Genomic DNA, 12465 nt, shown 5'->3' with positions numbered 1-12465 from the left:
GAACTCAACAGCGTGCACTATGTTCAATGCCAATTTATTGAACCCCAGCCTGTCCCTTTTTGGGGTGGGTATGGATTCCTTTGATTGATGGACAATTTGATTTTTATAGTCAGTTGTTTCTCTGTCAGTGATTGAAGCTCTCAATGCCTCTTCGGGGGTGTTGGAACCAGTTTTTTTGGAGAGTTTGATCCTGGCTCAGGACGAACGCTGGCGGCGTGCTTAACACATGCAAGTCGAACGATGAASKSSAGCTTGCTKSSKGGATTAGTGGCGAACGGGTGAGTAACACGTGAGTAACCTGCCCTGGACTCTGGGATAACCCCGAGAAATCGGAGCTAATACCGGATAGGACCCTGTACCGCATGGTGTGGGGTGGAAAGTTTTTTCGGTCTGGGATGGACTCGCGGCCTATCAGCTTGTTGGTGAGGTAATGGCTCACCAAGGCGTCGACGGGTAGCCGGCCTGAGAGGGTGACCGGCCACACTGGGACTGAGACACGGCCCAGACTCCTACGGGAGGCAGCAGTGGGGAATATTGCACAATGGGCGCAAGCCTGATGCAGCAACGCCGCGTGCGGGATGACGGCCTTCGGGTTGTAAACCGCTTTTAGTAAGGAAGAAGGGGAGCTTGCTCCTTGACGGTACTTGCAGAAAAAGGACCGGCTAACTACGTGCCAGCAGCCGCGGTAATACGTAGGGTCCGAGCGTTGTCCGGAATTATTGGGCGTAAAGAGCTCGTAGGCGGTTTGTCGCGTCTGCTGTGAAATCCCGAGGCTCAACCTCGGGCCTGCAGTGGGTACGGGCAGACTGGAGTGCGGTAGGGGAGAATGGAATTCCTGGTGTAGCGGTGGAATGCGCAGATATCAGGAGGAACACCGATGGCGAAGGCAGTTCTCTGGGCCGTAACTGACGCTGAGGAGCGAAAGCGTGGGGAGCGAACAGGATTAGATACCCTGGTAGTCCACGCCGTAAACGTTGGGCGCTAGATGTGGGGACCTTTCCACGGTTTCCGTGTCGTAGCTAACGCATTAAGCGCCCCGCCTGGGGAGTACGGCCGCAAGGCTAAAACTCAAAGGAATTGACGGGGGCCCGCACAAGCGGCGGAGCATGCGGATTAATTCGATGCAACGCGAAGAACCTTACCAAGGCTTGACATAACCGAGAACGCCGCAGAAATGTGGAACTCTTTGGACACTCGGTTACAGGTGGTGCATGGTTGTCGTCAGCTCGTGTCGTGAGATGTTGGGTTAAGTCCCGCAACGAGCGCAACCCTCGTCGCATGTTGCCAGCACGTAATGGTGGGAACTCATGTGAGACTGCCGGGGTCAACTCGGAGGAAGGTGGGGATGACGTCAAATCATCATGCCCCTTATGTCTTGGGCTTCACGCATGCTACAATGGCCGGTACAAAGGGCTGCGATGTCGTAAGGCGGAGCGAATCCCAAAAAGCCGGTCTCAGTTCGGATTGAGGTCTGCAACTCGACCTCATGAAGTCGGAGTCGCTAGTAATCGCAGATCAGCAACGCTGCGGTGAATACGTTCCCGGGCCTTGTACACACCGCCCGTCAAGTCATGAAAGTCGGTAACACCCGAAGCCGGTGGCCTAACCCTTGTGGAGGGAGCCGTCGAAGGTGGGATCGGTGATTAGGACTAAGTCGTAACAAGGTAGCCGTACCGGAAGGTGCGGCTGGATCACCTCCTTTCTAAGGAGCATCTGGAGACTTCGGTCTTCCAGGCATGTCAGATCAGGACCGAATGTGTTCTGCTGGCAGCTCATGGGTGGAACATTGACATAGGCATCCAGGCCAAGGGTTCTGGTTTAGTACGCCATCTTCGGGTGGTTGGAACGACTGGGGCCGGCGGGTTGGGTGCGTGCACGCTGTTGGGTCCTGAGGGACCGGACGATCCTGCCTTCGGGTGGGGTGATGGTTTCTTCAGACCTTCACCGAGATCAGCTTTGCTGGTGGGTGTGGGGGTTCTGGCCGTCTGTTGAGAACTACATAGTGGACGCGAGCATCTTAGATTGACCCTTCGGGGTCAGTCACAAAAGGTGAGTCGCCAATTGGTTGCCTTCGGGTGGCCTGTTTGGCGTATTCACTGGTCAATTTCGCAGCACTTTCGGGTGTTGCACGAATTCGATCGAACTCATGTGATTTCAAGTTTCTAAGAGCAAACGGTGGATGCCTTGGCATCTGGAGCCGAAGAAGGACGTCGTAATCTGCGATAAGCCTCGGGGAGCTGATAAACGAGCTTTGATCCGAGGATTTCCGAATGGGGAAACCCCGCCAGGCCCTTTGGGTGACCTGGTGACTCCCGCCTGAATATATAGGGCGGGTAGAGGGAACGTGGGGAAGTGAAACATCTCAGTACCCACAGGAAGAGAAAACAACCGTGATTCCGTAAGTAGTGGCGAGCGAACGCGGAAGAGGCTAAACCGAGCCATGTGTGATACCCGGCAGGGGTTGCATGGTCGGGGTTGTGGGACCTCTCGGACTGTACTGCCGTGCAGTCACGGTGACGCGTCAGGTATAGACGAACCGGATTGAAAGCCGGACCGGAGTGGGTGTGAGTCCCGTAGTCGAAATGCCTGGCCGGCCGGAGAGGGATCCCAAGTAGCGCGGGGCCCGAGAAATCCCGCGTGAATCTGTCAGGACCACCTGATAAGCCTAAATACTCCCAGATGACCGATAGCGGACAAGTACCGTGAGGGAAAGGTGAAAAGTACCCCGGGAGGGGAGTGAAATAGTACCTGAAACCGTTTGCTTACAAACCGTTGGAGCCTCCTTGTAGGGGTGACAGCGTGCCTTTTGAAGAATGAGCCTGCGAGTTAGTGATCTGTGGCGAGGTTAACCCGTGAGGGGCAGCCGTAGCGAAAGCGAGTCTGAATAGGGCGATTCAGTCGCAGGTCCTAGACCCGAAGCGAAGTGATCTATCCATGGCCAGGTTGAAGCGACGGTAAGACGTCGTGGAGGACCGAACCCACTTCAGTTGAAAATGGAGGGGATGAGCTGTGGATAGGGGTGAAAGGCCAATCAAACTTCGTGATAGCTGGTTCTCTCCGAAATGCATTTAGGTGCAGCGTTGCGTGTTTCTTGCCGGAGGTAGAGCTACTGGATGGCCGATGGGCCCTAAAAGGTTACTGACGTCAGCCAAACTCCGAATGCCGGTAAGTGAGAGCGCAGCAGTGAGACGGTGGGGGATAAGCTTCATCGTCGAGAGGGAAACAACCCAGACCACCAACTAAGGTCCCTAAGCGCGTGCTAAGTGGGAAAGGATGTGGAGTTGCACAGACAACCAGGAGGTTGGCTTAGAAGCAGCCACCCTTGAAAGAGTGCGTAATAGCTCACTGGTCAAGTGATTCCGCGCCGACAATGTAACGGGGCTCAAGCACGCCACCGAAGTTGTGGCATTGACATTTGTGGTAGGCCTTCGTGGTCCAGCCGTGTTGATGGGTAGGAGAGCGTCGTGTGGCGAGTGAAGCGGCGGTGGAAACCAGCCGTGGACGCTACACGAGTGAGAATGCAGGCATGAGTAGCGAAAGACGGGTGAGAAACCCGTCCTCCGGAAGACCAAGGGTTCCAGGGTCAAGCTAATCTGCCCTGGGTAAGTCGGGACCTAAGGCGAGGCCGACAGGCGTAGTCGATGGACAACGGGTTGATATTCCCGTACCGGCGAAGAACCGCCCACACGAGATCAGAAGTGCTAAGCATCCCAATCCGTGCACGATCCCTTCGGGGTGACGCGCGAGGCGGCATGCGACCCCGTCTGGTGGAGTGAGCGTATTAACAGGTGTGACGCAGGAAGGTAGCCCAACCCGGGCGATGGTAGACCCGGGGCAAGCGTGTAGGCCGAGCGATAGGCAAATCCGTCGCTCACGATGGCTGAGACGCGATGCGGATAAAAAGTGGGTGATCCTATGCTGCCGAGAAAAGCATCGACGCGAGGTTCCAGCCGCCCGTACCCCAAACCGACTCAGGTGGTCAGGTAGAGAATACCAAGGAGATCGAGAGAATCGTGGTTAAGGAACTCGGCAAAATGCCCCCGTAACTTCGGGAGAAGGGGGGCCTAAGGCGTGAACCAGCTTGCCTGGGGAAGCGCTGCAGGGCCGCAGAGACCAGTGGGAAGCGACTGTTTACTAAAAACACAGGTCCGTGCTAAGTCGCAAGACGATGTATACGGACTGACGCCTGCCCGGTGCTGGAAGGTTAAGAGGACCGGTTAGCCGCAAGGCGAAGCTGAGAATTTAAGCCCCAGTAAACGGCGGTGGTAACTATAACCATCCTAAGGTAGCGAAATTCCTTGTCGGGTAAGTTCCGACCTGCACGAATGGCGTAACGACTTCCCAGCTGTCTCAACCGCGAACTCGGCGAAATTGCATTACGAGTAAAGATGCTCGTTACGCGCAGCAGGACGGAAAGACCCCGTGACCTTTACTACAGCTTGGTATTGGTGTTCGGTGTGGCTTGTGTAGGATAGGTGGGAGACTTTGAAGCGGGCACGCCAGTGTTCGTGGAGTCATTGTTGAAATACCACTCTGGTCACTCTGGATATCTAACTTCGAACCGTGATCCGGTTCAGGGACAGTGCCTGGTGGGTAGTTTAACTGGGGCGGTTGCCTCCCAAAAAGTAACGGAGGCGCCCAAAGGTTCCCTCAACCTGGTTGGCAATCAGGTGGCGAGTGTAAGTGCACAAGGGAGCTTGACTGTGAGACTGACAGGTCGAGCAGGGACGAAAGTCGGGACTAGTGATCCGGCAGTGGCTTGTGGAAGCGCTGTCGCTCAACGGATAAAAGGTACCTCGGGGATAACAGGCTGATCTTGCCCAAGAGTCCATATCGACGGCATGGTTTGGCACCTCGATGTCGGCTCGTCGCATCCTGGGGCTGGAGTAGGTCCCAAGGGTTGGGCTGTTCGCCCATTAAAGCGGTACGCGAGCTGGGTTTAGAACGTCGTGAGACAGTTCGGTCCCTATCCGCTGCGCGCGTAGGAAATTTGAGAGGATCTGACCCTAGTACGAGAGGACCGGGTTGGACGAACCTCTGGTGTGCCAGTTGTTCCGCCAGGAGCACCGCTGGTTAGCTACGTTCGGGATGGATAACCGCTGAAAGCATCTAAGCGGGAAGCCGGCCTCGAGATGAGATTTCCATCCCTTCGGGGGAGAGGCTCCCAGCCAGACGACTGGGTTGATAGGCCGGATGTGGAAGACAGGACTAACGACTGTCGGAGCTGACCGGTACTAATAAGCCGATAACTTGACAATCACTACACTCACACACGTTTGAAGATCATTCATCGAAAGGCCGTGTGAGTGGCCTCAAGATTGCTCGCGTCCACTCTGTGGTTCCCAACAGACGGAAACACACATAACACAACACAGATTTCACCCCACCACGTGTGGGGTGCCGTAACCACACACCCAACCCACCACCTGGTGGGGCAACGTGGGTGTGGCACGAGTTTCGGCGGCCATAGCGCGAGGGAAACGCCCGGACACATTCCGAACCCGGAAGCTAAGACTCGCAGCGCCGATGGTACTGCAGGGGCGACCCTGTGGGAGAGTAGGACACCGCCGGACATTCATTCGAAGAGAGCCACCCATTGCTGGGTGGCTCTCTTTGTTTAACGCGACGTTCTCGGTGCTCCATAGCCTTTCGATCAGCGGCCGGACAAGTCCCCTCCTGAGCGGGGCGGTCGCGTTTACGCTGGTGGCATGGGGAATCGACTGCAGGAGGCGTTGAGTCCGTACCTGCGGAGCCACGCCGACAACCCGGTGGACTGGCATCCCTGGGGTGAGTCCGCGTTCGCCGCCGCACGCGAACGTGACGTTCCCGTGCTGGTGTCGATCGGCTACGCCACCTGCCACTGGTGCCACGTCATGGCACGTGAGAGCTTCAGCGATCCGGCGATCGCCGCGGTGCTCAACGAGCGGTTCATCGCGATCAAGGTCGATCGCGAGGAGCACCCAGACGTGGACGCGAGCTACCTCGCGGCCGCCTCCGCGTTCACGCGCGAGCTCGGGTGGCCGCTCACCGTGTTCGCGACGCCCGACGGCCGGGCGTTCTACGCCGGCACGTATTTCCCGCCGCGGCCCGTGCGAGGCGTTCCGGCCTTCGCCGAGGTGCTCGCGGCCGTCGACGAGGCATGGCGCGAACGGCGCCGGGACCTCGAGGAGACCGCCGACGCCGTCGGACAGGCCCTCGCCGCGGCATCCGTCGCCTCGACCGCCGGGGCGCTCCCCGGGGGAGCCGGACTCGAGCAGGCCGTGCGCACGCTCGCAGACGACGAGGACCGGCTGCACGGCGGGTTCGGCACCGCCCCCAAGTTCCCGGTCGCGCCCGTGCTGGCCTTCCTCGCGGCATCGGGCGCGGAGGGCCGTCGGCTGGCCGGGCGGACGCTGCGACTCATGGGGGCGTCGCCGCTCCGCGACCCCGTCGAGGGCGGGTTCTTCCGCTACGCCACCCGCGCCGACTGGAGCGAGCCGCACTACGAGCGCATGCTGGCCGACAACGCACTGATTCTCGGCGTGACGGCGGACCTGGCGGCCGGCGACGATCCGCCGGCGTTCCTGCGGTCGCTGGCCATGGGCGTCGTTGCCTTCCTGACCGAGCGGATGCAGCTGCCCGACGGCGGATTCGCGAGCGCCCAGGACTCCGAGAGCACCATCGACGGGCGTCGCAACGAGGGCGGGTACTACCGGCTGGACGCCGACGCCCGCGCCGAGGTCGATCCGCCGGCACTCGATGAGAAGGTGCTGACGGGGTGGAACGGCCTGGCGGTCGGAGCCCTCGCCCGCGCGGGATTCGTCTTCGGCGATGACCGCGCGCTCGGGGCGGCTCGTCGTGCGGCCGACTTCCTCCGCGATCACCACGTGCGTGACGACGGGACGCTGGTGCGCGCGTCGCTCGATGGGGAGGCGTCCACGGCGGCGGCGACGCTCGAGGACACGGGCATGTTCGCCGGCGGCCTCCTCGAGCTCGCCTGCGCCACCGGCGATGCAGGGTACGCGGTGCTCGCGCGCGAGCTGATCGACCGCGCGGCATCCGCCGCACCGGAGGATGGCGCCGTGCCGTTCGCAGCACCGTCCGGCGGGGATCCGGTGCTCGTCGCGCATGGGCTCGCGCTGCCGTCCGATCCGGCGGAGGGTGCGACGCCGTCGGGTCTCACCGCGTGCGCGGACGCCGCGTGGCGGCTCTTCGCCCTCGGCGCCGGCGACCGATACCGCGAGCTCGCCGAACGCGCGATGGGATCCGTGGCCGGGATGGCGGTGCAGCGGCCCATCGCGTTCGGCGGCGCCCTGGCGCTCATGGCCCGCCTCGACGGTCCGCTCGTGCAGCTCGTGACGGTCGTCCCCGAGGGCGTGGCCGAGGACGGCGCGGGCGGTGCGGCGGGAGAGGACGCGGGCGGATCGGCGGGCCTGGCGGCGGAGACKCGTCGGCACGCGGCATCCGTCGCCACCGTCGTGACGGAAGGGCAGGCCCGTGCCTTCGCGGACGCCGGCTTCGAGCTCTTCGAGGGCAGGACCGTGCACGACGGCGTGGCGACCGCCTACCGGTGTCGTTCCTTCGTCTGCGCGCTGCCCGTGCACGACGGGCCGGCGTTGGAGGAGCTCGCGTCCCGGGGCTGAGGCGGCCACGGCGTCCGGCGGCGGTCCGTACGATGGTGCCATGAACGATCGCGCGCGTACCGGCACGGCCGGGACCGTCGGCGCCCTGCTGCTCGACGTCGCCCTCGTGGCCGTGTTCGCCGTCATCGGCCGCTCCAGCCACGCCGAGGGGCTCGACGCCGCGGGCGTGTGGACCACGGCCTGGCCGTTCCTCGCCGGCCTCGGGGTGGGATGGCTCGCGGCGACCGCGTGGCGGCATCCGCTCGCCGTCTGGCCGACGGGAGTGCTGGTCTGGGCCGCGACGCTCGTCATCGGCATGCTGCTCCGCCTCGCGTCGGGCCAGGGCGTGCAACCGGCGTTCGTCATCGTCGCCGCCGTCACGCTCGCCGTCATGCTCATCGGCTGGCGGGCTGTCGCCGCCCTCATCGCCCGGCTGCGCCGACCCACCCGTGCAACGGCGGACGCCTCGTGAATCCCATCGAGTGGCTCTTCGACGCACAGCTGGTCATCGGAGGCCAGGTGATCCTCTGGCGCGAGATCATCGGCAACCTCTTCGGCCTCGCGAGTGCGCTCGGCGGACTGCGTCGCAAGGTGTGGGCGTGGCCGGTCGGGATCATCGGCAACGTGCTGCTCTTCACGGTGTTCCTCGGCGCCGTCTTCGACACGCCGAACCCCGTGAACCTGCTCGGGCAGGCCTCGCGGCAGGTCATGTTCATCATCGTCTCGATCTACGGGTGGGTGCGCTGGTCGCGGCACAGCCAGGTGAGCGAGAACGCGGTCGACCCGCGATGGGCCGGCACCCGTGCCCGCATTCTGCTCGGCGTCGCGTTCGTGGGCGGCACCCTGCTGCTCACGCCGCTGTTCCGGGCACTCGGCTCGTTCGAGCCCGTGTGGGCAGATGCGTGGATCTTCATGGGGTCGCTCCTCGCCACGTACGGCATGGCGAAGGGCTGGACCGAGTTCTGGCTGATCTGGGTCGCGGTCGACGTCGTCGGCGTGCCGCTGCTCATCAGCGCGGGGTACTACGCCTCAGCGCTGCTCTACGTCTTCTACGGCGCGTTCACGATCTTCGGATTCATCACCTGGATGCGCGTGCAGCGCGTCACCAGGCTGACGGAACCCGGTCGAGCACCGTCCATACCGCCGCGCTGAGCTCGGGGTGGTCGAGGGCGATCTCCCGCAGGAGCTCGTACTCGAACCGTGCCGCGTCGCCGTCGCGCGCGGCCGGATGATACGCGCGGGAGCGCGCCGGGCTCCACCGATCGGAGTGCAGACGTTCCTCGCGCAGCGTGGCGACGACCTGCTCGTCGACCGAGGGCAGGTCGGGGAGGAAGACCCACGGATCTTCGCCGAGACGGCATCGCAACTCGATGAGTGCGGCCAGCTCGTCTCGTGCATCCTGTCGCAGGCGCTCCAGCGTCGGCGCGTCAGCCATCTGCGACCTCCCCTCGCTCTTCGATCGTATCCAACGCTACGTGCACCGTGTGACGGGCGGGTTACGGCGAGTGACGGCACGTGGACGCCAGGTGACGCGAGTGTGACGCCTCGCTGCAGCAGGGCCGGCACGGCTGCTTGAATGGACCGGATTCGTCGAGGGGAGCGGCATGGCCGAGGAGATCCTGATCCTGCACGGGTGGCAGAACCGCCGCCCCGAGGGCCACTGGCAGCGCTGGCTCGCGGAGGAGTTGGCCTCCCGCGGGTCGAGCGTGCGGTACCCGCAGCTGCCGGAACCCGATGCGCCGGTGCTCGACGAGTGGGTCGACGCGGTGGAGTCCGAGCTGCAGGCGACGGATGCCGCGTCGCTCACCGTCGTGGCCCACAGCCTCGGCTGCCTGCTCTGGCTCGCGTATCTCGCCCGCCGCGCCGAGCGGGGCGAGGTCGGCGCGGTCGCGCGGAGGGTCGTGCTGGTCGCACCCGCGGCGCCCGACGTGCTCCGCGGCATCCCCGAGATCGCGGCGTTCGCCCGATTCGGCGAGCCGAGGGCGCTCCCCGTGGCGCACGCCGCCGCCGTGCTCGAGCGGGGCGTCGTCGGCGCGAGCGCCGACGACCCGTTCTGCCCTGCCGGTGCCGAGGTCGTGTACGCGACCCCGTTCGACTTTGACTACGTCGCCGTCGAGGACGGCGGCCACCTCACGATGGACGACGGCTACGGCCCGTTCCCGCTCGTGCTCGAGCTCCTCACCCGCTGACTGTCCCCGCGCTGCCGCGCGGGGGCCATGCGGTTGAATGGTGCGGTGAGTACTGACAGCGACCCGGCGCGGGTGGACGCCCTCCGGCGCGAGGCGGTCGGGCGGCTGCGCGACGACCTCGTCGCGGCTCGGTTCACGGTCGGCGCCCTGGAGGCGCTCTGGGGACCGGATGCCGCGGCCGCCCTGCACCGCGGCGAACGCGTTCCGGCGCGCCGGGTGCTCGAGGCGAAGCGCGCCGCGCACGGGGCATCCGCAGATCTCGCGACGCTCGCGGAGCTCTTCGTGCTCGGCGACGGCGTGCCGGAGTCGGATGCCGTCCATGCGCTGCCGACGCTCGGGGTCGAGGGGGCCGTAGAACTCGGGCTGCTCGCCCGGATGCCCGGTGCGGGCGGCGGGGGGCTCGGTGCGCGCGGCGGGGAAGGCGGGCGCGGGGCATCCGTCCGCCCGCTGCTCGACCTGCGGCCGTACGCGTTCGCCGACGCGTTGGGCGAGGGGCACTGGTGGATCGTCTCCGACCTCGGCGAGATGGCGCTCGGGCATGCCCTCGGCGAGCAGCACGTGCTCGGCGTCGGCGGTGCGTCGATGACCCTCTCGGGGCTCATGATCCCGAGGCAGGCGCGAACCGTGCTCGACCTCGGAACGGGGTGCGGCATCCAGGCCATGCACGCGTCGCGGTTCGCCGACCGGGTCGTCGCCACCGACATCTCGGAGCGTGCGCTGGCCCTCGCACGGCTCAACGTCGCGCTCAACGGCATCGAGGGCGTCGAGTTCCGACTCGGCAGCCTCTACGAGCCGGTCGCCGGGGAGAGGTTCGACCGGATCGTGTCGAACCCGCCCTTCGTGATCACCCCGAGGGTGGTCGGCGTGCCCGAGTACGAGTACCGCGACGGCGGCATGGTCGGCGACGGCATCGTCGAGGTGGTGCTGCGTGGCGCGGCCGACCACCTCGAGCCGGGCGGGATCGCGCAGCTGCTCGGCAACTGGGAGTACCGGGAGGGCGCCGGTGGCGACGGCGACGGCGAGGGCGGCAGGGCCGACGGGCTGGAGCGCGTGCGCGGCTGGGCCGGCCCGCTCGACCACTGGATCGTCGAGCGCGAGCTGCAGCAGGTGACCGAGTACGCGGAGACGTGGATCCGCGACGGCGGCACCCGCCCCGGCACGCCGGAGTTCGACCGGCTCTACGACGCCTGGCTCGACGACTTCGAGCGGAGGGGCGTGCGGGAGATCGGGTTCGGGTACGTGCTGCTGCGGCATCCGGGATCGTCGGCGGATGCTGCCGCCGAGGCTGCGCCTGCTGCCCCGCGCCTCGCGCGGTTCGAGCGCCGCTACGGGCCGCTCGGCAGCCATCACGGCGGACTCGGCACGCACCTCGCGGACTGCCTCGACGCGCACGACCGCCAGGCGGTCCTCGATGACACCGCACTCGCCGCCCTGCGGCTGACGGTCGCCGGCGACGTGACCGAGGAGCGGCACTACTGGCCGGGTGACGACGACCCCACGGCGATGCTGCTGCGCCAGGGCGGCGGCTTCGGACGCACGATCACCCTCGACACCGGCCTCGCCGCGCTCGTGGGCGCGTGCGACGGCGAGCTCTCCGTCGGCGCGATCGTCGCGGCACTGGCGCAGCTCCTCGACGTGGAGGGAACGGCGCTCGCGACCGACCTGCTGCCCGCCGTACGCGCCCTGATCGACGACGGGATCCTGCTGCTGCCGGCGGAGTGACCGGCTCGCCGACGCGCGACCCGGGCACTCGGCGAACACCGGGTGCTGCGGGGGTATTCTCATGGACGCATACCGAAAGCGAGCCCATGGCCGACAGTCCGCTCTCCGACTCCCCGTACGAGGTGCTCGGCGTCTCCGCCGACGCGGATGCCGCCGCCCTGCGCCTCGCCTACCGCCGCGCCCTGCGCCGCGCCCACCCCGACACGGGCGGCGACACGGCGCGGTTCGACGCGGTGCAGCGGGCGTGGGTCCTCGTCGGCACGCCCGAGGCCAGGGCCGCATTCGACCGCGGGATGCCGGGAGCGAACGCCGCGCCGACCCGCGAGKCCTGGGCGCCGACGGCCCCGCGTCGGCCCCGCGACTCGCGTCCACTGGCCCGGTCGTACGGCCACCCCGGCGGGCTCACCCGGGAGCGCTACCTCGACCGCATCCGGGAATGGGTGGGTCGCGGCGTCGAGGTGCCCGACCCGTACGACCCGGCGCTCGTGCGGGGTGCGCCACGCGACATCCGGCACATCCTCGCCGACGCCCTCGTCGAGGAGGCGACGGCACGGGCCCTGTCGACGCTCGGCATCGCGTACACGATCTGGCATGACGTGGCGACGGATGCCGCGGGGCCGGGCCTGCCGCCGAAGCTCGACCACCTCGTGCTCGGGCCGACCGGGCTCTTCGCCATCCAGTCCGAGGACTGGGGCGGCCCRGTCGCGATGAAGCGCGGCGAGCTCATCGGCGAGGCGCTCGCCGGGGAACGGCCGGTTCGCGCCCTCGCGGCACGGGCGAAGGCGATCGGTCGCGCCGCCCGGGTCAAGCCCACGGCGCTCGTCATCGTGGTGCCCGACGAGTACGCCGCCGAGCCGCTGCAGCTCGGCGGGTCGGTGCGCGGGGCCGTCGTCGCACTCGTCCGCAGCTCCCGGCTGGCCAGCGCGGTGCGCGGCTGGCCAGCGCGGTGCGCG

The 12465-nt window shown here is 65.6% G+C and carries 7 protein-coding genes and 3 rRNA genes; 9 read left to right on the top strand and 1 reads right to left on the bottom strand.

Annotated elements, in window-relative coordinates; translation table 11 throughout:
• Nucleotides 1–172: 172 nt before the first annotated feature.
• The 6 genes from AC1DY2_RS07265 (at nt 173) to pnuC (ending at nt 8753) form a co-directional block, all read left to right on the top strand.
• Nucleotides 173–1702, top strand: a 16S ribosomal RNA gene (locus tag AC1DY2_RS07265).
• 450 nt (nt 1703–2152) lie between these two features.
• Nucleotides 2153–5258 (top strand): 23S ribosomal RNA (locus AC1DY2_RS07260).
• Nucleotides 5259–5456: 198 nt separating this feature from the next.
• Nucleotides 5457–5573 (top strand): 5S ribosomal RNA (gene rrf / locus AC1DY2_RS07255).
• Together the 16S, 23S and 5S rRNA genes form the textbook arrangement of a ribosomal RNA operon.
• 135 nt (nt 5574–5708) lie before the next feature.
• Nucleotides 5709–7622 (top strand): thioredoxin domain-containing protein, encoded by a 1914-nt coding sequence (locus AC1DY2_RS07250; RefSeq protein ID WP_476761811.1) that lies wholly within the window; start codon nt 5709–5711, stop codon nt 7620–7622.
• Nucleotides 7623–7662: 40 nt separating this feature from the next.
• Nucleotides 7663–8073 (top strand): DUF3054 domain-containing protein, encoded by a 411-nt coding sequence (locus AC1DY2_RS07245; RefSeq protein WP_476761810.1) that lies wholly within the window; start codon nt 7663–7665, stop codon nt 8071–8073.
• Nucleotides 8070–8753 (top strand): nicotinamide riboside transporter PnuC, encoded by a 684-nt coding sequence (gene pnuC, locus AC1DY2_RS07240; RefSeq protein WP_476761809.1) that lies wholly within the window; start codon nt 8070–8072, stop codon nt 8751–8753. The genes AC1DY2_RS07245 and pnuC overlap by 4 nt, the downstream gene beginning before the upstream one ends.
• Here the strand turns inward: pnuC and AC1DY2_RS07235 are convergent.
• Nucleotides 8704–9036 (bottom strand): hypothetical protein, encoded by a 333-nt coding sequence (locus AC1DY2_RS07235; protein WP_159606609.1) that lies wholly within the window; start codon nt 9034–9036, stop codon nt 8704–8706. The two genes, pnuC and AC1DY2_RS07235, sit on opposite strands and share 50 nt — an antisense overlap.
• Before the next feature lie 169 nt (nt 9037–9205).
• Here AC1DY2_RS07235 and AC1DY2_RS07230 point away from each other — a divergent pair, with 169 nt between their 5' ends.
• The 3 genes from AC1DY2_RS07230 to AC1DY2_RS07220 form a co-directional block, all read left to right on the top strand.
• On the top strand, nt 9206–9790 hold the full coding sequence (locus AC1DY2_RS07230) for an RBBP9/YdeN family alpha/beta hydrolase (protein WP_476761808.1): 585 nt from the start codon (nt 9206–9208) through the stop codon (nt 9788–9790).
• Between the two features lie 45 nt (nt 9791–9835).
• The gene (locus tag AC1DY2_RS07225; RefSeq protein WP_476761807.1) at nt 9836–11512 is read left to right on the top strand and encodes a DUF7059 domain-containing protein; all 1677 of its coding nucleotides are present in this window, start codon (nt 9836–9838) and stop codon (nt 11510–11512) included.
• 86 nt (nt 11513–11598) lie between these two features.
• Nucleotides 11599–12465 (top strand): nuclease-related domain-containing protein (locus tag AC1DY2_RS07220; RefSeq protein WP_476761806.1); only part of this gene is annotated, 867 nt, incomplete at its 3' end.

The organism is Agromyces sp. P1_H4, assembly GCF_056405255.1.
The sequence above is the reverse complement of the archived record's forward strand: the minus strand, read 5'-3'. Positions and strand labels throughout refer to the sequence as shown.